We start from the raw sequence: 20,612 nt of genomic DNA, 5'->3' as shown, positions 1-20,612 counted from the left end.
GCTTTTTTACCGGATTTTGCCGGTGTTCTGGGCTGAAATGACCTCCTTGGGGAATAGCGCTTCATCGATGGCACGCCAGCTCCCTCACGGTACGGGCATGCTCAGAACCCTGTGGGCGCTGGCTCGCCAGCGATGAGGCCCGAACAGATCCCGCAAAAAACCAACATATTTTTCACATCTGCCACCACCCAAATAGACCCCCTCCCCTGTAACCCAACCGTCATTCGCCTTTGTTTCCTTGGCCGCCACTACCCATCGATCAAGGATCTTTCATGTCCCGCTTGAGCCTGCTGGCCCTCGCCCTCGCCACCTGCCTCGGCCATGCCGTTGCCGACCCGCTGCCCCACTCCCCCGGCGCGCCCTATGCCGCCAGCGGCCTGGCCGACCGGATCGTGCTGACTCCCGGCGCCAACCCGGCGCGGGAAATGGCCGTGACCTTCCGCACCGACACCCGCCAGGACGCCAGCCAGTTGCAACTGGCGCCGGCGCTGGACGGCCCGCAACTGGAGAAACGCGCCCGCCTGCTGGAAGGCAACAGCCAGGCGCTGGACACCGAGAACGGCGCGGCGCTCTACCACCAGATTCGCCTGAGCGACCTGCAACCGGACAGCGCCTATGTCTATCGGGTCAAGGGCGCCGAGGGCTGGAGCGAGTGGCTGCAGTTCCGCACCGCCGCCGAAGGCTTCAAGCCGTTCCGTTTCATCTACCTCGGCGACACCCAGAACGACATCCTGTCCATCGCCTCGCGCAGCGTCCGCCAGGCCCTGCACGCCACCGCCAGCCCGGCGCTGGTGGTGCATGCCGGCGACCTCACCTCGCAGCGCGACGACCTGGTGCATGACGATGAATGGGGCGAATGGAACCAGGCCGGCGGCTTCCACTACGCCGGCGTCCCGCAGGTGGTGGCCGCCGGTAACCACGAGTACCTCGACAGCCTCAACCCCGACGGCAGCGAAGGCCGCACCCTCGGCCCGCACTGGGCAAAACAGTTCGCCCTGCCGAACAACGGCGTGGCCGGCCTGGAAAGCACCACCTATGTCACCGACTACCAGGGCGTGCGCTTTATCGTCCTCGACGGCACCGCCGCCCTCGACCTGAACACCCTCGACCAGCAAAGCCAGTGGTTGGAACAGCGCCTCAAGGAAAGCAAGGCGCGCTGGAAGGTGGTGGTCACCCATCAACCGATCTTCACCTGCGCCCGCCCGCAAGACACCGAACCGCTGAAAGCCGCGTGGAAACCGCTGTTCGAACGCTATTCGGTGGACCTCGTGCTGCAAGGCCACGACCACTGCTACAGCCGCCTGAGCAACGAAAACGGTCGCGCCGCGGCGAAACAGGCACGCGCCGCCGGCAAGGTGCAGGGGCCGGTGTACATGGTCTCGGTGGCCGGTTCGAAGATGTACGGCGTCAACGACCGCGCGCGCCAGCAGCCTGACCGCAGCGCCGAGGAAACCCAGCTCTACCAGACCGTCGAAGTCGGCGCCTCGCGCCTGGAAGTGCGCAGCTTCACCGCCAGCGGGCGGCTGTATGACGCCTTCGACCTGACCCGCGACAAGCAGGGCCGCAACCGCCTGAGCGAGCCGGCCAGACAACTGCCGGCGGAGCGCTTCTGCAACGGCGCACAAGGCCCGGACCAATTGCCGTGCAAGTCGCGGGACAAGAGTCTGTAACAGCGTTGTGATATCGGTCGGGCACGCTGGGCGGGCCCGGCCTGGAGCCCCCTATGAAATCACTGCTGAAACTGCACACCCTCACCTTCGTCGGCCTCGCCGTCGCGGCCAACCTCGGCCTGCAGCTTTACCTGGCCTTCGGCGAGGTCAAACCGTGGGACCAGATCAACTGGATGGACGTGATCGGCGAAGGCGGCTCGGGACTGATCTGGCTGATCTGGCTGGTGATGCTGATGCGCAGCCGCCCCGCCGGGCGGGTCACCCGCATGCTCGCCGTGGGCATGGCTTGCGTATGTTTTTCCTGGTGGATGGACGTGCTCGACGAGTTCATCCGCCTGGCTCCCGGCGCGGTCTGGGACAACTGGCTGGAAACCGCGCCGATGCCGGTGGGCCTGGTGCTGGTGACCTTCGGCATCTATCACCTGCATCAGGAACAACAGGCGATCAACGCGCAGATGAGCAAACGCGAGGGGCTGTTCCGCGAGCATTTGCTGTTCGACAAACTCACCCCGCTGGGCGGCGCCCAGTACCTGCGCCAGCACGTGCAACGGGCGCTGGAGCAGGCCACTCGCGAGGAGCAGCCTCTGTCGCTGGTGGTGCTGGATATCGACGATTTCAGTGCGGTGAACCTGCTCCACGGCGAAGCCGAGGGCGATCACCTGCTGCAAGTGCTGGCGCAACTGCTGCTGCTCAACCTGCGCCAGCAGGACGTGCTGTGCCGCCTGGCCGGCGACCGCTTCGTGGTGGTGATGCCCAACACCGGCGAAACCCAGGCGCGTTGGCTGGCCGATGAGTTGCAACAGGCGGTGGCGAGCCTGGCCCACAAGACCCGCCGCCACGGCGAGCGCCTGCACCTGCGCGCCAGTGTGGCGGTGGCCATGGCTTATGAAGACGATGTGGAAAGCCTGCTCAAACGGGTCAACCTGGGCATTGCCAAAGCCAAGCGGCAGACGCCGCGCAAGGGGGCGGCATGAGCGGCTACGAGCGTGACCAGCGCTTTATCGTCGGGCACTTCCAGCCGGCGGCGCTGATCGACCTGGCGCTGTCCCGGGGTATCGACAGCCACCGCCTGCTGCGCGGTTGCGAAGTGTTCTACGAGGACATCAGCCAGGGCCGGGCGAAGTTCAGCCAGGAGCAATTCCTGACCCTGATCGACAACGCCCGGCGCCTGCTGGATGCCGACGACAGCGCCTTCCTGTTCGGCCAGCGCCTGCTTCCCGGTCATTACGGCGAAGCCAGCCAGACCCTGCTGCACGCCGGCGACCTGTACCAGGCGCTGGAAAACCTCTGCGAATTCCACAGCCTGCTCAGCCCGCTGCTGACGCCGCGGCTGTTGCTGGAAGAACACTATCTGCATCTGTACTGGCAGGACGGTTGCGGTGCCGGCAACCAAGGGCAGTTTCTCGGCGAAGCCTGCCTGAGCGCGGTGCTGGCGATGAGTCGGCGGCTGACCGGCGAACACCTGCCGTGGCGCATCCAGTGCGCCTGGAGCGAACCGCGGCATATCGAACAGTACTGGGTGTACCTCGGCGAAGAGGTGCGTTTCGATGCGCAACTGACGTTGTTGTCACTGCCGCGCGAATACCTGCATCGGCCACTGCCCGACGTCGCCACCACCCCGGGGCTGGTGGCGCGTCAAGCCTGCCTGGAGCAACTGGCTGCGCTGGAGGGCGGCGCGAGCTTTCTCGACCGCTTGTACGATCACCTGCATAGCCACATCCACGAACCGATCAACCTTGATCGCGTAGCGGCGGCGTTCGGCATGAGCCCGACCACCCTCAAGCGCAAACTGCACAAGCACGGCACCCATTTCCAGCAGCAACTGGACCTGGTGCGCCGGCATGTGGCGTTGTACCTGTACCAGATGAAGGGCTATACCAACGAAGAGGTGTGCAACTACCTGAGGTTCAGCGACACCACCAATTTCCGGCGCTCGTTCAAGCGCTGGACGGGATTGACGCCGAGTGGGTTGGCGCGGTGGTTTGGGTGACGGCGGATCAGGCTGCCTCATCGTCCCTTGCAGGACTGCTCGACGAAGAACCCTGGACAGAACGCCCCCCGACAACTCGTAAGGCCAGGCCTCGAAGGTGAAGCTTTCTCCGGTCAGCCGATCATGCAAGCCCCTCCTGACCATGAACCACAATATCAAGCCCCTCACCCACCGCAGGCGCCTGGAAATGCCGGGTGATCAGCTCGAATTCGGCATCGGTGGCTGCAAAGTCGTGCTCGCCATGCGCATTGCGCGCATGCAGGCGGGTGCGGCAGGTGGCGTCGTCCTGTTCGAGGTAGTGCAAGGTGTGATGGACGCCCGCTGTCCGCGCCAGGCTCAGCAACCAACTGCGGTCAGCGACGGTGTTGGCGGGAAAATCCAGAATCACCGTGACACCCGTCCGCAACAGGTCGATGACCAGCGGCCCCAGTACCGCGCGAATCCGTCGGGCGCGGTCGAGGTAGTCGGTTACCGAACGGATCTCGTCTGGATACAAACGCGAAAGCCAGTGATCTTCGCTGATCAGCAGCGCGCTGTGCTCTGCCACGAGGTGTTTGGCGAGGGTGGATTTGCCAGAGGCGATCTTGCCGCACAGCAGGTGAAGGTGCGTCGAGGACATGGGCACGGCTCCTTGTGTCGAGCCAGTGATGATGCACAAGGCCGGCCGGGTGGGCAAACCCGGCCGGCCTCGTTCCGGCATTACAACGCCGGACGCACCTTCTGCACCCACTCCTGCACGCTCGGTCGCTGCCACTGCCGCGCCGCGTACTCCTTGAGCCCAGCCGGCACCGGGTCGCCATTGAGGATCAGGCGGTTGAGCATCACCGCCAGTTCGACATCAGCAATCGACCACTCGCCGCACAGGTATTCGGCACCTTCCGCCAGCAAGGTTTCCGCCACGTTGATCAGTTTCTTCGCCGCCGCGACGCCCTCCGGCGACAGCGGCCCGGCCTTGACGCCGTAAAACACCACAAGCGTCGAGCGCTCCTGGCGGATCGGCAGCAGGTCGCTGCGCAGCCACGCCTGGACTTGCCGTGCCCTCGCCCGCTGCGCGGTGTCTTTCGGGTAGACCGCGGTCTGCGGATGGCGCTCTTCCAGGTACTCGGTGATGGCCGAGGACTCGGACAGGGCGAAGCCTTCGTCGATCAGCGTCGGCACGCGCTGGGTCAGCGACAGGCGGGTGTAGTCGTCCGAGAGGTTCTCGGACCAGTCGAGATCGACCAGCGCCGTTTCGAACTCAAGGCCCTTCTCCCGCAGCGTCACATAGGCGGACATGGCGTAAGGACTGGTGAAGCGGGCGTCAACGAAGAGCTGTAGCGGCGAGCGAGACATGACAGGAACTCCTTCTGCGATGCGCTCACGCTAGGGGGTTCGCCGGCAAAAATAAAATTCAAGATATTCATGGGGGCATTCCTCGCTGGAATGCGATGGCGGTACAGTGCGCGCGTTGTCTGGCTCGAACGCGTTTATCAGCGTTTCAGACCGACAACACCGGTGCTCAAACCCAACAAGGAACAGCGCGAATGGACGTCGAACACAACCTGCCCCTCATCATCGCCGCAGCCCTCAGCCTGCTCGCCGCCATGCTCCATTTGGGGGTGATCATCGCCGGGCCCGCCGGTTACCGCCTGGCCGGCGCGGGGCAGCGGTTTGTTCGCGCCGCCGAGAAAGGCTATCGCTTTCCGGCCATCGTCACCCTCGGCATCGCCCTGGTCCTGACCAGTTGGGCGGCCTACGCGCTGTCCGGCGCGGGCGTGATAAAAGCGCTGCCGCTGCTGCGTCCGGCGCTGTGCGTCATCACCCTGGTCTATCTGTTTCGCGGGCTGGCGGGGCCATTCTTGCTGGTGAACGATGGCCGCAGCCTGCGCTTCGTCATTATCAGTTCGGCCCTCTGCACCGGCATCGGCCTGGTGCATGCCATCGGGCTGGTGCAGGTGTGGGGACAGATCAGTTAACTAGCGGGGTTCCTGCTGGTTCTTCCAGCGCTCCAGATTTTCCGTCACCCACTGCTCCGGCAGCGGTCCGGCAACGATTTCGCGCATTTTCTGCGCCAGCCGCGCGCGCAGTTCCGGGCGATTGCACGGCGAGTCATGGGACAGCGCGAGGTACAGCCCTTCGCTGGAGACGGGCGGGTCGAGGACCTTGAGTTGGTCTTCCATGCCCAGGGTGCGCCTCAGCGCCATGCCGGGGTACTGCTCGTAGATCACGTAGTCGTTGCGCTTTAGCAGCAGCTTCTGGAAAGCCTGGGTGGCGCTGGGTACCGCTTCGAGATTGAGATTGTCCCTGGCGTAGTCGTCGAACTGCTGACCATGGCTGTTGCTGACCAGCGTCCCGCCCTTGAGGCCCTTCAGGTCCTCCCAGCCGCGGTAGGCAAAGCCGCCGTGCCGGCGCACCCAGACCACGCTGGGCGTATGCAGGAACGCGGGCTCGATGAAATCCATGCTTTGCTGACGCGCATCGGTGAGGAAATAGCCGGCCAGCAGGTCGATACGCCCCGTGCGCACTTCTTCCTGGGCGCGGGACCAGGGGCCGGAGTAGCGGACGTCTATTTCCAGCCCCAGTTCGCTGGCCACCTGCTTGAGCAGGTCGGCATTGGCGCCGATCAGTTGTCCCGGATTGTCGGGATCACGCCAGAGATAGGGGGGATATTCGGGGTTACCCGTGGCAGTGAGGTGCTGGCACTGATCCGCGGCCATGGCGGCCCCGGACATCAGCAGCAGCACCAGCGACAGCCACAAGGAGCGGCGGTAACGACGCTCGATCATTCACGACCCTCGGCACAGGTGAAATTCGGCGGTTTTCACAGTCTGGGCCAGATATGGCCAGATGCCAGAGTAGCAGTGTGGTTCGATGAAGGATTGTCATACGGCAACAAATGTTTCGCTAATCCATCCTTTTGCGGGCCTTGGGGTGGCCCGCAAAATTCGCCACCGCGAAGGGTTCAGCCCGCCAGGCCCGCCGCCTTGGCCCGCGCCGCGTGCAGCTTTTTGTAGCTGTCGATCAGGCGCAGGTGACGGTCCAGCCCTTCCAGCTTCATGCTGGTCGGCGTCAGGCCGTGGAAGCGCAGGCTGCCATCGACCGAAGCGATCACCGCGTCCATCCGCTCGTTGCCGAACATGCGGCGGAAATTGACTTCGTAGTCGCCCAGTTCCAGCTCGTTGTCCAGTTCCACTTCCAGCACCACGTTCAGCGCCTGGTAGAACAGGCCGCGCTCGACGGTGTTGTCGTTGAATTGCAGGAACATCTCCACCAGTTCCTTGGCGTCGTCGAACTTGCGCAAGGCGACCTGGATCAGGATCTTCAGCTCGAGAATGGTCAACTGGCCCCAGACGGTGTTGTCGTCGAACTCGACGCCGATCAGCGTCTTGATCTCGGTGTACTCGTCCAGCTCGGATTCCAGCAGGCGCTCCAGCAGCGCTTCCAGCGCGTCGTCATCGAGGCGGTGCAGGTTGAGGATGTCTTCGCGGAAGAACAGCGCCTTGTTGGTGTTGTCCCAGACCAGGTCGTCCACCGGGTAGATTTCCGAATAGCCCGGCACCAGGATGCGGCAGGCGGTGGCGCCGAGGTCGTCATACACGGCCATGTAAGCTTCCTTGCCCATGCCTTCGAGGATGCCGAACAGGGTCGCGGCTTCGTCGGCGTTGGAGTCTTCGCCCTGGCCGGAGAAGTCCCACTCGACAAATTCGAAATCGGATTTGGCACTGAAGAAGCGCCACGACACCACACCGCTGGAGTCGATGAAGTGCTCGACGAAGTTGTTCGGCTCCATCAGCGCATGGCTTTCGAAGGTCGGCTGCGGCAGGTCGTTCAGGCCCTCGAAGCTGCGGCCCTGGAGCAGTTCGGTGAGGCTGCGCTCCACCGCCACTTCGAAGCTCGGGTGGGCGCCAAACGAGGCGAACACACCGCCGGTGCGCGGGTTCATCAAGGTCACGCACATCACCGGGAATTCACCGCCCAGCGACGCGTCCTTGACCAGCACCGGGAAGCCTTGTTCTTCCAGGCCCTGGATGCCGGCGACGATGCCCGGGTACTTGGCCAGCACCTCTTGCGGCACATCCGGCAGGGCCAGTTCGCCTTCGAGGATTTCCCGCTTCACGGCGCGCTCGAAGATTTCCGAGAGGCACTGCACCTGCGCTTCGGCCAGGGTGTTGCCGGCGCTCATGCCGTTGCTCAGGTAAAGGTTTTCGATCAGGTTCGACGGGAAGTACACCACTTCGCCGTCGGACTGGCGCACGAACGGCAGCGAGCAGATGCCGCGCTCGATATTGCCGGAGTTGGTGTCGTAGAGATGGGTGCCCAGCAGCTCGCCGTCCGGGTTATAGATCGCGCGGGTGTAGTCGTCGAGGATTTCCTTCGGCAGCGCGTCCTTGCGGCCCGGCTGGAACCAGCGCTCGTTCGGGTAGTGGACGAATTCGGCGTTGGCGATGTCCTCGCCCCAGAACTGGTCGTTGTAGAAGAAGTTGCAGTTCAGCCGCTCGATGAACTCGCCCAGCGCCGAGGCCAGTGCACCTTCCTTGGTCGCACCCTTGCCGTTGGTGAAGCACATCGGCGATTGCGCATCGCGGATATGCAGCGACCAGACATTCGGCACGATATTGCGCCACGAGGCGATTTCGATCTTCATCCCCAGGTCAGCGAGGATGGCCGACATATTGGCGATGGTGTCTTCCAGCGGCAGGTCCTTGCCGAGAATGCGAGTGCTGCTGCCCGCCGCCGCGGCCGGCATCAACAGGGCCTGCACATCGGCGTCGAGGTTGTCGACTTCCTCGATGATGAACTCGGGGCCGGTCTGCACCACCTTCTTCACCGTGCAGCGGTCGATGGAGCGCAGGATGCCCTGGCGGTCCTTGGCGGAAATGTCCGCCGGCAGCTCGACCTGGATCTTGAAGATCTGGTTGTAGCGGTTTTCCGGGTCGACGATGTTGTTCTGCGACAGACGAATGTTGTCGGTGGGGATATCCCGCGTCTGGCAGTACAGCTTTACGAAGTACGCCGCACACAGCGCCGAAGACGCCAGGAAATAGTCGAACGGTCCAGGGGCCGAGCCATCGCCCTTGTAGCGGATGGGCTGGTCGGCCACCACCGTGAAGTCATCGAACTTGGCTTCGAGTCGGAGGTTGTCGAGAAAGTTGACCTTGATTTCCATGCGGGATTACCAGAACGGGCTAAACGAAATGGTCGCCAGTATCCGGTTTTTTCAGCGGGAAGCCAGAGAGGATCGTCGGATCAGTGCTCCTTGATGCGCTCCCAGAGGTCCGCGACCTCCTCGACACTGGCGCATTTGACCCGGGCCAGGTCGGTCGGGTAGCTCACGCCGGGGTTCTCGCAAAAGCGCGTGGCGCTGAACTGACCGTTGCTGGCCCGCAGGATCAGGCCGCTGTCCTGGCACAGCGCGCTGGCCAGATACAGGACGCCCGGGGTGACCCATTCCGGCTTGAGGTTTTCCGGGGGCTGGCTGATGCCCCACATGCGCGTCTTGGCCACCGGCGACACGGCGTTGACCAGAATGCCGTGCTCGCGGCCTTCCATGCTCAGCGCGTTCATGATGCCGATCTGCGCCATCTTGCCGGCGGCGTAGGCGGTCAGCCCGACCTGGGCGTATTGCGCGTACATGGCGCGGTCGGAGGTGGTCAGCACCACCCTCGCCGTGCCGGAGCGCTTGAGGTGCGGCCAGGCGTGCTTGGCCAGCCAGATCGGCGCGTGGACGTTGATCCCCAGCGAGCGCTCGAGAAACGTCGCGTCCTGCTCCTCGATGGGCTGGTAGCCGACCCAGCCGGCGTTGTGGATCAAAATATCCAGCGCGCCGAAGTGCTCGACGGCCAGTTCCACCAGCGCCTTGCACCCCGCTTCCTCGTCGAGGCGGCCCGCGTGCGCCAGCACCTGCGCGCCATCGGCCTGCAAGGCGCGCACGGCGGCGCTGGCCACCGTCTCGTCGCTGCCCGCGCCGGTGCGATCGGTGCCCAGGTCACTGATGACCACCTTGGCGCCGCGCTCGAGCAACGCCCTGGCATAAGCGAGTCCCAACCCCTGGCCCGCGCCGGTGACGATGGCAACCTTGTCTTTGAACAGCATGTTCCAGTCCTTTGGTAGGTGATTTCTGACTACAGAAACAGATTCGTCCGCTTGTGCAAAGCAGCTTTTGCCGATGAAGGCACCGCATCACCCCACGAGAAGAGCCAATTGCGCTGCCTCTCGTCCCACGGGTAGTATTGAGAACGATTCACACTAACATCGGAAACACCGACCCGTGCAATCTCCTCCGTCCAGCAAGCTGGGATTCTTTTTCAGCGATCATCACCGTTGGCTGCTGCAGCATATTCACCGGCGCCTGCGCAATCACGCGGACGCCGAGGACACTGCCGCCGATACGTTTTGCCAGTTGCTGGCGGCCCGCGTCGATCCCGACAGCATCGAACAGCCGCGCGCCTACCTGTCGACCATTGCCCGCCGCTTGATCTTCGACCGGCATCGCCGGCGCAAGCTGGAGCAGGCCTACCTCGAACGCCTGGCGGCGCTGCCCGAGGCGCTGGCGCCCTCCCCCGAAGAACAGTTGCAACTGCTCGAAGCCCTGGTCGCGATAGACCGGGCCATCGACGGCTTGCCGATGATCGTCAAGGCCACCTTCCTCTACAGCCAGCTCGATGGCCTGAGCTACGTGGCGATCGCGCAGAAGCTGGGGTTGTCGGAACGCACCGTCAGCCGCTACATGAAACAGGCGTTGCGCCAGTGCTACCTGTGCGAGGTGGCGCCATGAGCAAGGCGCGCCTGGACCCCGTCAGCGAACAGGCCATCGACTGGATGGTCAGGCTCCGCGCCGGCACCCCGGATGCCGCGTTGCAAGCCCGTTTCAACGCCTGGCTGGCGATGGACCGGGCGCACAGCCAGGCCTGGGAAAAACTCCAGGAGCGCCTCGGCGGCTCGTTCAACACAGTGCGCGCCCTTGATCGGCGCTTGCCCGGCCAGGCCGGCGAAGCCCGGCAAGTGCTGTTGCAACCCCAGGCTTCGCGCCGCGACGCGCTGCGCGTGATCGCCGGCCTGGGGCTGCTTGGCGGCGGCGCCTGGCTGGGCGCCCGCAGTCCGCTCGCCGATGCCTGGCTGGCCGACCTGCACACCGGCCGCGGTGAGCGCCAGCACTTCAACCTGGCCGATGGCAGCCGCCTGAGCCTCAACGCCAACAGCGCCGTCGACCTGCGCTTCGATGACCAGCAACGGCTGCTGATCCTGCGTCGCGGCGAACTGATCATCGATGTCGCCCCCGACGCCAACCGGCCGCTGCGGGTGCGCACCGCCGAAGGCGAGCTGCGCGCGCTGGGTACGCGCTTCCTCGTTGCCCAGGAGCCGGAAGCGAGCCGCCTGGTGGTGTTGCAGCACTCGGTGCAGGCGCGGTTGTTCGATGGCACCACGCAAGTGGTCCCGGAAGGCCAGTCGGCGCTGCTGTTGCCGGGACGGATTGCCCCGGTCGACGGCGACCAGCGTTACCGCGCCGACTGGCTGGCCGGGCGGCTCAGCGTGCTGGATGAATCCCTCGATCAAGTAATTGAGGCGCTGCGCCCGTACAGCCGCGGTTTTGTCCGCGTCGCCCCCGAGGTCCGCGGCCTGCGCGTGCAGGGCGTGTTCCCGCTCGACGAGCCGCAGCGGGCCTTGGATGCGCTGGCCGAAACCCTGCCGATCCGGGTGGATCACTACAGCCCCTGGCTGACCTTGATCGGCCCGAAATGACCGGACGAAAATATTTTCTGAAAATTAATCTTATTTGTGTCCGGTTTTCATTTCTCGTCCCACCTATCTCCTGACACTTCCACACACTCAGGAGATTGTTGTGATCAACACCTGGCCCAACGCCCTTTCCGTCGCGGTTGCCCTGGCAACCCTGGCGAGCCCTGCCCTGGCGCAAGACCTGACTTTCAACCTGCAACCCGGCCCGCTGGCCAGCACCCTCAATGCGATCGCCGGCCAGAGCGGGCGCATCATTTCCCTCGACCCGGCGCTGGTGGGCGGCAAGCAGGCACCGGCGGTGACCGGCCAGATGTCCGCCGAGCAAGCCATGCAGCAGGCGTTGTCCGGCAGCGGCCTGCAATTGCGCGTGACCAGCCAGGGCAATTTCAGCGTCGAGCCGGCCGCGGCCAGCGAAGCAGGGCTGCAACTGGGCGTGACCAGCATCGTTGAACGCAGCAACGACCCCACCACCGAAGGCTCGCACTCTTACGCCGCCCGCGCCGTGACCATCGGCAAGGGCACCCACGCCCTGAAGGAAATCCCCCAGTCGATCAGCGTGATGACCCGCCAGCAAATGGACGACCAGGGCCTCACCGACCTCAAGGACGCGGCCAACATGACCACCGGCATGGTCGGCGTGCAGGGCGTGGGCAAGGGCATGATCCTCACCTCGCGGGGTTTCCAGATCGATGACTGGCAGTACGACGGCGTGCCGGTCGTGCGCAACACCTATGCGCTGGGCAACTGGGCGACCCAGGACCTGATCTTCTTCGACCGCCTGGAAGTGCTGCGCGGCGCCTCAGGCCTGCTGCAAGGCACCGGCAGCCCCGGCGGCGCCATCAACCTGGTGCGCAAGCGCGGCCAGAACACGCCGACCGTGACCATCACCGGCAAGGCCGGCTCCTGGGATCACTATGGCCTGCAACTGGACGCCGGCGGGCCGCTGAACCAGGCCGGCACCGTGCGCGGTCGCTTCGTCGCCGATGAAGACCAGAGCGACTCGTTCATCGATTACGAATGGAGCAAGACCCACTCGCTGTACGGCGCACTGGACATCGACCTGCGCGACGACACCACCCTGGGCCTGGCGGTCAGCCACACCGACAGCGAGTCGCGGCCGATGATCCGCGGCCTGCCGCGCTACGCCGACGGCAGCGCGGTCGACGTCCCGCGGTCGACCTACACCGGCGCGCGCTGGAACCGCTCCGACATCGAAGTCACCACCCTGCAGGCCGACCTCGAGCACCGCTTCAACGACGACTGGACCTTCAAGGTCGGCGCCATCCACATGAGCGAAGACAACCAGGCCAAGAACCAGCGCCTGCAAAGCGCCGGCGACGGCCTCGAAGCCGATGGCACCGGTGTGCAGTACGCCGACTTCGTGACTGACTTCGACTCCACCAAGGTCGGCCTGGACATGAACCTCAGCGGCCGCTTCGAAGCGCTGTCGATGCAACAGGAAATCCTGCTGGGCGGCAACTTCTCCCGACAGACCACGGATGACCGCTTCGCCCGCACCTTCAACAACGCCACCGAGACCATCTTCGACATCAATCACAACCGTCCCGACATCAGCTACGAAAGCCTGATCAACACCGCCGGTGGTCGCGGCACGCCGAGCAAATACGACATCAGCCAGAAAGGCCTGTACGGCAGTTGGCGGGTCAAGCCCGTGGAGCAGTTGACCCTGGTGCTCGGCTCACGGGTCAGTTGGTATGACTACAGCTACAAGTCCGGCACCCAGTTCGCCTTCAGCAGCACCGTGAGCCCGAACCCGGAAAGCACCACCAACGAAACCGGCGAAGTCACGCCCTACGCCGGCATCGTCTACGACCTGACCCGCGAATGGGCGGTCTACGCCAGCTACACCGACGTGTTCCAACCCCAGACCACCCGCGACGCCAGCGGCACCATGCTCAAGCCGATCATCGGCAGCAACTACGAAGTCGGCCTCAAGGGCGAACTGCTCGACGGTCGCGTCAACACCTCCGTGGCGCTGTTCCGCTATGACCAGGAAAACCGCCCGGTCAACGACCTGTCCTCGGGTTTCGCCTGCGACGGCTGGTACTGCTCGACCGCCGCCGGCAAGGTGCGTAGCCAGGGCCTCGACGCCGAGATCAGCGGCGAAGTGCTCAGCGGCCTGCAACTGTTCGCCGGCTACACCTACAACACCACCAAATACCTCGAAGACCCGACCAACGAAGGCAAGGTCTTCAGCACCTGGACGCCCAAACACATGCTGCGGGTGTGGGGCGACTACCAGTTCAGCGGCGACTGGAGCCGGGTCAGCACCGGTCTTGGCTTCACCAGCCAGAGCCATACGCTGGGATACGAACGCTCCTTCGACGTGCCGGGCTACACCGTATGGAATGCTCGCGTCGGCTACCAGCTCACACCGGAAATCGGCCTGGCGCTGAACGCCAACAACCTGTTCGACAAGCACTACTACACCGCCGGCTACAACCAGCTCGACGGCAACAACAACTTCGGTGATCCGCGTAATGTGATGTTCAGCGTGAAGTACACGCCGGTGTTCTAGAGGCCCGATGACGCGCTCCCGATCTGCCGATACCCGCCTTGCCGGAATCCAGGATCGGGGGCCGTTCTTCACCGGGGCTCACCCGCCCCGGCTGCGCCCGGACGATGCGGTAATCAATTCAGATCCGTCGCCACGCGGCTGATCGCTTCGACCACCTGCCTGGCCCGCTGCTGGATATCCAGCATGGCCAGACTGGACTGCCCGGCCAGATCCAGGACCTTGCTCGTATGGTCGTGGCTGCGCTGGATCTGGTCCAGGGCATCATCGGCCAACGCGCGGTTCTGCTTGACCACCTCGACGATCTCGCCGGTGGCCTGGGTAGTCCGTGCCGCAAGCTTGCGCACTTCATCGGCGACCACCGCGAACCCGCGCCCCTGTTCACCCGCACGGGCCGCTTCGATGGCGGCGTTGAGCGCCAGCAGATTGGTCTGGGATGCAATCGCGCCGATGGTCTGCACGATTGAGCCGATCACCAGCGACTGCGCCTCCAGCGCCTTCATGGTGGTGGTAACCGACCCCATCTGCTGCGCAATGCTCTCTATGGCCTGGTTCGACTCGGCAAAGATCGTCATCCCCTGATCTGCGCGCTGACCGGTGCTCAGTGATACCTGGTAAGCGAGTTCTGCCGCCTGCTTCACCTGGTTGGCCTTCTCCACCTGGGCGGTGACGAGATTGGCAAACTTGGCGACTTTGTAGACGCGACCACGCACATCCTCGATCGGATTGTAGGTAGCTTCCAGCCAGACAAGCTGCCCGCGGCTGTCGAGGCGGCGGAAACGCCCGGCAACGAAGCGGCCTTTATTGAGTGACTTCCAGAATTCCGTGTATTCCGGCGACGCCGCGTCTTCGGCCAGGCAGAACAAACGATGATGCCGCCCCTGGATCTGCGCCAGTGTGTAGCCCATGGCCTTGAGAAACTGCTCATTGGCATCCAGCACCGTGCCGTCGAGTTTGAACTGAATGATCGCGGTCGAGCGCGTCAGTGCGCGAAACATCTCCAGGCCGTCCTTGTCCTGGCGCGGTAACCCGGGTGCAACCGTTCCGTAGCCCTGGAACACGCTATTGCGCTCACGTACCCAGAAAAGGTTCATGACCACGGGCAAGCCGTTGGCACTTCGGCAACGCAGCGGCTGCTCCTGCTCCGCGCTGACCAGGGTTGCGCAGCCGGGTTCGAGCAACTCGCTCAAACGCTTGCCGGCCAGGGCCTGTGGCGAGTAACCCAGGGCCTCGGCAAACGCGGGGTTGACCCCGATGAGCACGCCCGATTCATCCACGCGGGCCGAGACCAGCCTCTGCTCGAACTGCTCGAACATATCCCGCAGACCCTCGAGTTCTTCTTTGCATTTGAGCAGCGCCTGCTCGCAACGATGATTGAACACAGTACCTCCAGTCCGAACGGGTTTGAAAATCAGGGGGAGCTGGCTTGCACGCGGTTTTTTCCAGCGTGCTTGGCCTTGTACAGATTGCGGTCGGCATGGGTGAGGATGCCCGACGGATCTTCATCCCTGAAAAAAGGCACCAGCCCGGCGCTGAAGGTGAACATGGCCGGTGCAGCGTGACAGCCGCGAACCGCTTCGAGCAGGCGCTCGGCATACGCCAGCGCCTGGTCCGGGTCGACGGCATCGATGACCACCCCGAACTCCTCACCGCCGAGCCGGCCGCTGCAGTAGCTGCCGGGGACGGCGCGCAGGCAATCAGCCAGCGCACACAGCACCTGATCCCCGACACCATGCCCGTAACGATCATTGATCCGTTTGAAATCATCCATGTCGATCATCAAAAAGAAACCGCCAGGACGGGAGGCGACAAACGCTTCGAAGCGCTCCATCAATGCACGCCGGTTGAGCAGTGATGTCAGGTGATCGGTCTCGGCGAGCCGGCGATAGTGCCGTTCGATATCCAGGCTGGTTTGCAGGGCCTTGATGTAACTGCGGTTGTTGACCCAACCCAGGCACAGCGAGAACACCACGAACAGCTCCAGGTACCACAGACCGGTCCCCTGCCCTTCAAATCCCGTTGCCGGCCAGATCAGCACCCAGGTCAGGACGCCGCTCACCAGATAGTCCAGCGGCCCGCGGATCAGCAAGGAGGCACCGACCACCGTCAGCACGGCGAACGGCAAGGCATATTGGGCGTGCAGTAGCGGGTACTCCTCGAAGAGCCGCATGTAACCAAGCACGAAAACCAGCAGGAACATCAGCCCCGTATACCGCCAGACCCGATCGGATTCGGTGAAGGTATGGAGCAGAAACAAGGCCACCATCCCAGACAACGTACCCCAGGGCGCAGCGCTGCCCAAACGCTCGTTCAAGATCAGGTGGATCGCTAGCCAACTGCCGATTGCCAGCAACTCGGCGGCCACCACGCCGGTGCGCAGCAACAGGCGGATACGCTGGTCATGGTTGGTATGGCAGTCCGCAGCAAGCGCAGGAAGATCAGGATTGCGTGGCATCTTCACCCAGCTCCATGCTGATCCTCGCAACGGCAAAATTGATTGCCATGGTTTGCCTGACCAACGTGGTGAAACCCGGGCACAGCTCCACCAGGTTGCCATAGGTCTTGAAGTAGCCCTTGCTCTCGCCTTCCCTGACCAGGCGCATGACATGAGTGCTGGAAACGCACAACCGGGACGACAATTGCGCATAGGTCGACGACTTGTAGCCCTTGCTCGTCGAGCGAGACTTCAAGGCATCGACATACAGCGCCAACATCGGCAGATGGCCGCCATCCTTGTTGATGATCCATTTCGCCTCAGGCTGCAGGGCGTCGAGCAGGATGTTGGCGTCCAGCAACCTGCGCAGGCCGCGGAAGAAGCAGCGGATGATTTCATCGTCTGTTTTTTTGAAAAGCTCAACAGCGCCCGGCGCCAACGACATGGCAGGGTGCAGGTAACTCTTGATCAGTCGAGCTGCCTCGAACGAGGCCATTTCAGTCGGTGCGTAAGTGCGTTGACGGGCATCCTCCGGGTGAGCCTGCACGTTCATATAACCGGAGATAAAGAAGAACGAAAAATAAGAATCAAGGCTGTTGCGTGACAAATACCCCCTCGCCTCGCAAAACTGCTTGACTTTGGATAACGGCACCAGGTTATCGCTGTAATAAAAACTACACAGCGATAACACAACCATCAGCCGGTCATACTTCAACAGCGCTTTGTAAAAGAAGGGTTTTCTCCGATAGTTCTCAATGATCAGCTCCAGGTGAAGAACGATGGCGTCATCGATATCGGCCTCGACCATGCTGGAAATCGTGTTGTCCAGGTATTCCAGCAGCTCGGTTTTTATCATCAATATTCAGACACCCCTCGGATGATTACATAAAGCCATCGTTCAATAAGGTTTTGAGTATAAATGCTTTTCCGAGTGGCCCACTTTCTCCCCAAAAATGTTCCAGACGCATCCAGACTAATTATTCATCCCGATAAATCAGTACGATTAATACGGTCATAATTATCTGTCACGAGTTGTACCCGATACCGCTGCACACTCACTTTTCGTAAAACTAGGCTTTTCATACAGAGCCTAGGGCGTCCAGTCCACCCCATGCTCCTCCAGATAAACATCCACAGCCGCACCCACCGTTGGCTGGAACACATCGCTGCCGATGTGCGCCAGCACTTCCAGGCGCCGCAGCTTGTCCTTCACCGGATCCTTCATTTCGGCAAAACGCAGCTCAATGCCCGCAGAACGCAAGTACTGCTCAAGCTCGATCAACATGTCCGCCGAGGTGACGTCCACGCTGGTAACCGGCTCCGCGGCGATGACGATCCGGCGGACCTGTGTCGGTGACTGTTCGATGGCCTGCAGCACGCAACTCTGGAACTGCTCGGCATTGGCGAAGAACAGCGGCGCATCCCAGCGGAACAGCACCAGGCCCGGTACCAGGCGAGCATCGGGATAGCGGCTGATGTCGTGGTAGCCGCGAATCCCGGCGACCCGCCCGAGCACGGCGTAATGCGGGCGCCAGCCGTCCCAGAGAAACTCGATCACGGCGATCACCACCGCCAGGCCGATCCCCGGCACGGCCCCCAGCACCACCACGCCGACAAAGCAGACGATCGACAGCCAGAACTCCCATTGCTGGATACGGTAGATGCGCCGCAGGTCGCGGAATTCGAACAGGCCAATGGCGGCGGCGATAACTACCGCAGCCAGGGCGCTGACGGGCAGATGGCGCAGCAGGTCGGGCGCAAACAGCAACAACAGGCCCACGCCAAGAGCGCCGAACACGCCGGTGAGTTGGCTGCGCGCGCCAGCGGCTTCGGCCACCGGAGTCCGCGATGAACTGCTGCTGACGGGAATGCCCTGGAACAGGCTGGTGGCGAGGTTGGCCATGCCCAGGCCGATCATTTCCTGGTTGGGGTCGGCCGGCGAACGGGTCCGGGCGGCGTAGGTGCGCGACAGCACGCTGGTGTCGGCGAATGACACCAGCGCCACGGCGAAGCCACCAATCAATACAGTGGTCAGTTCGTTCAACCCGATCAGCGGAATGGAAAAACCTGGCAAGCCCTGTGGCAGCGACCCAACCACTTGCACGCCCTCGGCTTCCAGCGCGAACCCCCACGCCGCCAGGGTGGCGAGCACCACAGCAATGAGGATGCCCGGCACCCGCTCGAAACGCTTGAGCAGCAGGATGATCACCAGGCTGCCGCCACCGATGGCGAAGGCGTGCCAGTTGGCCTTGCCGGCGAACAGCGCCTGGAACAGGCCGGGAATGTCGTGCAACGGCCCGGCGCTGTCGAGGGAGATGCCGAAGAGTTTCGGGGTCTGGCTGATCAGCACGGTGAAGGCGATGCCGTTCATGTAGCCGTAGCGGATCGGCTTGGACAGCAGTTCGGTGATAAAGCCCAGCCGCAGCAAGCCGGCGGCGGCGCAGACCAGGCCGGACACCAGCGCCATGGCGCTGGCCAGGGTGATGGCGCGCGCGGGATCACCCGCGGACAGCGGCAAGACCACCGCCAGGATGATCGCCACCAGCGCCGAATCAGGGCCGAGCACAAGAAAGCGGCTGGGCCCGAACAGCGCGTAGACCAGTAGCGGGATGATGGTCGCGTACAGGCCGTAGATCCCCGGAACTCCCGAGGCCTGGGCGTAGGCGATGCCGACCGGCACCAGCATGGCGGTCAGCACGAGCCCGGCGAGCAGGTCCTTCGGCAGCCAGGCCAGCGGGTAATTGCGCAGCATCTCCAGCCCCGGCATCCAGCGCCGCCAACCGGAACGAAGGGCCGCGGGCGTGCGGGGTAACGGCCGTGGCCGGGCGGGTGTTGCGGCAGGTGGCTGGTCCATGGGGGGTGGTGGCTTCCGTGCGAGATGGGCCGTCGAGCCTAATGTTCAGCGGGCGGCCTGTCACCCATGTCCGGACAATCCAATGCCAGTCAGGGTTCTTCGCGAGCAAACGCGTTCGTCGATTTTGTAGGAGCGAGCTTGCTCGCGAAGAACCCCAATTGATTTAACTGACTGGCACTATCCAACTTATCCTGCAATTAACGCTGGCGACTATAACGCTCGGCATTCGACGCCCGGGATATATCCGGGCGCTCTTTCTCGGGTTGTTGCGGTTCTACGTCTATATAGTCATCACGGTCCTCGGCGCCAGCAGGCTCGGTGCTTTCAGCGTCTTCGCCCTCATCAGCCTCCTCGGCCGGCAGCCATTCCTGGCCTTCCGTGGGTTCAACATCGGAACTGCCCTCTTCCCGGCCTTTTTCATCGCTGAACATAATCACCTCTCAAGTGCCCGGAAGTATCCGGGCTGAACGAAGTATGCGCCGTGGAATATAAATAGAATCTTATATCGGACCATCGGCGAGTTTATTCAAGTTACCCGGCACGCTGTGCGGGAAAGTTGCCGCCCTGCGCGGAAACGTCACAGTAAAGGTCGTGCCTTCACGCTCCGTTGAAATGACCTTCACCTCGCCACCATGGGCCCGCGCGATCTGCCTGACGATGTACAGCCCGAGCCCGGCATTGCGCATGGCCGGATGTTGCTGGCGGCCACGCACCATGGGGTCGAACAGTTGCTTGAGCTGGCTGGCGGGAATCGGCGCGCCCAGGTTGTGCACGCTGACCGTCGCCTGGGTTTCATCGAGGCGCGAGGTCACCGTGACCACGCCATGACGGTCGCCATAGGCGAAAGCATTGCCGACCAGGTTGCCGATGAGTTGATAGAGCCGGTCCTTGTCGAACACCGCGCAACCTTCACCGAGGTGTTCATAGGCCAGTAGCCGCTGGGGAAAGGTCAGCCTCAGTTCTTCCAGGCAGCCGGCCACGGCTTCGCGCAGGTCCAGCACCGCGTGCTGGATGGACAGGCCCCGCCCCGAGCGGATCACGGTGAAGTCCAGAAGGTCTTCGACCAGGCGCTGGGCACGCGCCGCGCAATGGGTAATGTGTTCGAGCAATTCCTGGCTCTCGGCAGACTGTTGCCGCCGGCCCAACAGCTCGGCCGCCATGCTGATGGCCAGGAGCGGCGTGCGCAAATCATGGCTGACGACGCCCAGCATTCGTTCGGCGAACACGGCGCGGTGTTCAACCACGGTCTTGATGAAAAACACCCGGCCCGGCGGGGGCTGGTGACGTGGGGGTCGATAGGACGGTGGCGCGACGAGGTTCAAGGTTCAGCCTCCCTCTCGGACAGCATGGGGGTCTCTGCGATTCGCGGCGCAGCGATAGCGTGTGTGCTTGCAGGGTGGGCGCAGCGGCGC

Annotated in this window: 17 protein-coding genes and 2 pseudogenes; 7 read left to right on the top strand and 12 right to left on the bottom strand. The window is 63.3% G+C overall.

What is annotated here, in order from left to right:
* Nucleotides 1–272 precede the first annotated feature (272 nt).
* Genes NTD82_RS28120 through NTD82_RS28110 form a run of 3 tightly spaced genes read left to right on the top strand, consistent with a single transcriptional unit; the run spans nucleotide 273 to nucleotide 3,660 of the window.
* Complete coding sequence (locus NTD82_RS28120) at nucleotides 273–1,670, top strand: purple acid phosphatase family protein (RefSeq protein WP_262131087.1); 1,398 nt, start codon at nucleotides 273–275, stop codon at nucleotides 1,668–1,670.
* A gap of 53 nt (nucleotides 1,671–1,723) precedes the next feature.
* Nucleotides 1,724–2,644: a GGDEF domain-containing protein gene (locus NTD82_RS28115; RefSeq protein ID WP_262131086.1), complete on the top strand. Its 921-nt coding sequence runs from the start codon at nucleotides 1,724–1,726 to the stop codon at nucleotides 2,642–2,644.
* Complete coding sequence (locus NTD82_RS28110) at nucleotides 2,641–3,660, top strand: AraC family transcriptional regulator (protein WP_262131085.1); 1,020 nt, start codon at nucleotides 2,641–2,643, stop codon at nucleotides 3,658–3,660. Before NTD82_RS28115 ends, NTD82_RS28110 begins: the two co-directional genes overlap by 4 nt.
* Nucleotides 3,661–3,781: 121 nt before the next feature.
* Here NTD82_RS28110 and NTD82_RS28105 read toward each other — a convergent pair whose 3' ends face one another.
* Nucleotides 3,782–4,279, bottom strand: a complete 498-nt coding sequence (locus NTD82_RS28105; RefSeq protein WP_262131084.1) for an AAA family ATPase — start codon at nucleotides 4,277–4,279, stop codon at nucleotides 3,782–3,784.
* A gap of 80 nt (nucleotides 4,280–4,359) precedes the next feature.
* On the bottom strand, nucleotides 4,360–4,992 hold the full coding sequence (yfcF, locus tag NTD82_RS28100; RefSeq protein WP_262131083.1) for a glutathione transferase: 633 nt from the start codon (nucleotides 4,990–4,992) through the stop codon (nucleotides 4,360–4,362).
* 191 nt (nucleotides 4,993–5,183) lie between these two features.
* Here yfcF and NTD82_RS28095 point away from each other — a divergent pair, with 191 nt between their 5' ends.
* Nucleotides 5,184–5,615 carry a hypothetical protein gene (locus NTD82_RS28095; RefSeq protein ID WP_262131082.1) on the top strand — a complete coding sequence of 144 codons (432 nt, stop codon included), beginning with the start codon at nucleotides 5,184–5,186 and terminating at the stop codon, nucleotides 5,613–5,615.
* Here the strand turns inward: NTD82_RS28095 and NTD82_RS28090 are convergent, their stop codons facing one another.
* From NTD82_RS28090 to NTD82_RS28080, 3 genes are all read right to left on the bottom strand, one after another.
* Nucleotides 5,616–6,425, bottom strand: coding sequence for a substrate-binding periplasmic protein (locus tag NTD82_RS28090; protein WP_262131081.1), 810 nt, complete (start codon nucleotides 6,423–6,425; stop codon nucleotides 5,616–5,618).
* 176 nt (nucleotides 6,426–6,601) lie between these two features.
* On the bottom strand, nucleotides 6,602–8,806 hold the full coding sequence (locus NTD82_RS28085) for an OsmC domain/YcaO domain-containing protein (protein WP_262131080.1): 2,205 nt from the start codon (nucleotides 8,804–8,806) through the stop codon (nucleotides 6,602–6,604).
* 80 nt (nucleotides 8,807–8,886) lie between these two features.
* Nucleotides 8,887–9,732: an SDR family NAD(P)-dependent oxidoreductase gene (locus tag NTD82_RS28080; protein ID WP_262131079.1), complete on the bottom strand. Its 846-nt coding sequence runs from the start codon at nucleotides 9,730–9,732 to the stop codon at nucleotides 8,887–8,889.
* Nucleotides 9,733–9,907: 175 nt separating this feature from the next.
* Between NTD82_RS28080 and NTD82_RS28075 the strand changes: the two genes are divergently transcribed.
* The 3 genes from NTD82_RS28075 to NTD82_RS28065 all read left to right on the top strand — a co-directional run bounded on the left by NTD82_RS28075 (nucleotide 9,908) and on the right by NTD82_RS28065 (nucleotide 13,915).
* Nucleotides 9,908–10,414, top strand: a complete 507-nt coding sequence (locus NTD82_RS28075; RefSeq protein WP_262131078.1) for a sigma-70 family RNA polymerase sigma factor — start codon at nucleotides 9,908–9,910, stop codon at nucleotides 10,412–10,414.
* On the top strand, nucleotides 10,411–11,379 hold the full coding sequence (locus tag NTD82_RS28070) for a FecR domain-containing protein (protein ID WP_262131077.1): 969 nt from the start codon (nucleotides 10,411–10,413) through the stop codon (nucleotides 11,377–11,379). Before NTD82_RS28075 ends, NTD82_RS28070 begins: the two co-directional genes overlap by 4 nt.
* A gap of 100 nt (nucleotides 11,380–11,479) precedes the next feature.
* Complete coding sequence (locus NTD82_RS28065; protein ID WP_262131076.1) at nucleotides 11,480–13,915, top strand: TonB-dependent siderophore receptor; 2,436 nt, start codon at nucleotides 11,480–11,482, stop codon at nucleotides 13,913–13,915.
* Between the two features lie 113 nt (nucleotides 13,916–14,028).
* On the opposite strand, the pseudogene NTD82_RS29540 reads toward NTD82_RS28065, so the two are convergent.
* The 7 genes and pseudogenes from NTD82_RS29540 to NTD82_RS28035 form a co-directional block, all read right to left on the bottom strand.
* Nucleotides 14,029–14,388 (bottom strand): annotated as a pseudogene (locus tag NTD82_RS29540) (methyl-accepting chemotaxis protein); the annotation flags it as partial.
* Nucleotides 14,389–14,586: 198 nt separating this feature from the next.
* Nucleotides 14,587–15,294 (bottom strand): annotated as a pseudogene (locus tag NTD82_RS29535) (PAS domain S-box protein); the annotation flags it as partial.
* A 29-nt stretch (nucleotides 15,295–15,323) separates the two neighbouring features.
* Nucleotides 15,324–16,367 carry a sensor domain-containing diguanylate cyclase gene (locus tag NTD82_RS28055; RefSeq protein ID WP_262131074.1) on the bottom strand — a complete coding sequence of 348 codons (1,044 nt, stop codon included), beginning with the start codon at nucleotides 16,365–16,367 and terminating at the stop codon, nucleotides 15,324–15,326.
* Entirely contained in the window at nucleotides 16,351–17,202 is an 852-nt protein-coding gene (locus NTD82_RS28050) for a hypothetical protein (protein WP_095155268.1), read from the bottom strand. Before NTD82_RS28050 ends, NTD82_RS28055 begins: the two co-directional genes overlap by 17 nt.
* 234 nt (nucleotides 17,203–17,436) lie before the next feature.
* Nucleotides 17,437–19,113 carry a SulP family inorganic anion transporter gene (locus NTD82_RS28045; RefSeq protein ID WP_262131194.1) on the bottom strand — a complete coding sequence of 559 codons (1,677 nt, stop codon included), beginning with the start codon at nucleotides 19,111–19,113 and terminating at the stop codon, nucleotides 17,437–17,439.
* Nucleotides 19,114–19,397: 284 nt separating this feature from the next.
* Nucleotides 19,398–19,631: a hypothetical protein gene (locus tag NTD82_RS28040; protein ID WP_095155270.1), complete on the bottom strand. Its 234-nt coding sequence runs from the start codon at nucleotides 19,629–19,631 to the stop codon at nucleotides 19,398–19,400.
* A 69-nt stretch (nucleotides 19,632–19,700) separates the two neighbouring features.
* Nucleotides 19,701–20,522 (bottom strand): sensor histidine kinase, encoded by an 822-nt coding sequence (locus NTD82_RS28035; RefSeq protein ID WP_262131073.1) that lies wholly within the window; start codon nucleotides 20,520–20,522, stop codon nucleotides 19,701–19,703.
* Between the last annotated feature and the right edge of the window lie 90 nt (nucleotides 20,523–20,612).

The sequence above is a fragment of the Pseudomonas sp. 5P_5.1_Bac1 genome, from assembly GCF_025466015.1.
GTDB lineage: Bacteria > Pseudomonadota > Gammaproteobacteria > Pseudomonadales > Pseudomonadaceae > Aquipseudomonas.
This window is presented reverse-complemented; position numbering and strand designations above follow the sequence as displayed.

Coding starts and splice junctions, on each gene's coding strand:
- NTD82_RS28120 (WP_262131087.1), top strand. CDS start 273: ATGTCCCGCTTGAGCCTGCTGGCCCTCGCCCTCGCCACCTGCCTCGGC.
- NTD82_RS28045 (WP_262131194.1), bottom strand. CDS start 19,113: ATGCCGGGGCTGGAGATGCTGCGCAATTACCCGCTGGCCTGGCTGCCG.
- NTD82_RS28085 (WP_262131080.1), bottom strand. CDS start 8,806: ATGGAAATCAAGGTCAACTTTCTCGACAACCTCCGACTCGAAGCCAAG.
- NTD82_RS28115 (WP_262131086.1), top strand. CDS start 1,724: ATGAAATCACTGCTGAAACTGCACACCCTCACCTTCGTCGGCCTCGCC.
- NTD82_RS28040 (WP_095155270.1), bottom strand. CDS start 19,631: ATGTTCAGCGATGAAAAAGGCCGGGAAGAGGGCAGTTCCGATGTTGAA.
- NTD82_RS28090 (WP_262131081.1), bottom strand. CDS start 6,425: ATGATCGAGCGTCGTTACCGCCGCTCCTTGTGGCTGTCGCTGGTGCTG.
- NTD82_RS28070 (WP_262131077.1), top strand. CDS start 10,411: ATGAGCAAGGCGCGCCTGGACCCCGTCAGCGAACAGGCCATCGACTGG.
- NTD82_RS28055 (WP_262131074.1), bottom strand. CDS start 16,367: ATGCCACGCAATCCTGATCTTCCTGCGCTTGCTGCGGACTGCCATACC.
- NTD82_RS28095 (WP_262131082.1), top strand. CDS start 5,184: ATGGACGTCGAACACAACCTGCCCCTCATCATCGCCGCAGCCCTCAGC.
- NTD82_RS28105 (WP_262131084.1), bottom strand. CDS start 4,279: ATGTCCTCGACGCACCTTCACCTGCTGTGCGGCAAGATCGCCTCTGGC.
- NTD82_RS28080 (WP_262131079.1), bottom strand. CDS start 9,732: ATGCTGTTCAAAGACAAGGTTGCCATCGTCACCGGCGCGGGCCAGGGG.
- NTD82_RS28050 (WP_095155268.1), bottom strand. CDS start 17,202: ATGATAAAAACCGAGCTGCTGGAATACCTGGACAACACGATTTCCAGC.
- yfcF (WP_262131083.1), bottom strand. CDS start 4,992: ATGTCTCGCTCGCCGCTACAGCTCTTCGTTGACGCCCGCTTCACCAGT.
- NTD82_RS28110 (WP_262131085.1), top strand. CDS start 2,641: ATGAGCGGCTACGAGCGTGACCAGCGCTTTATCGTCGGGCACTTCCAG.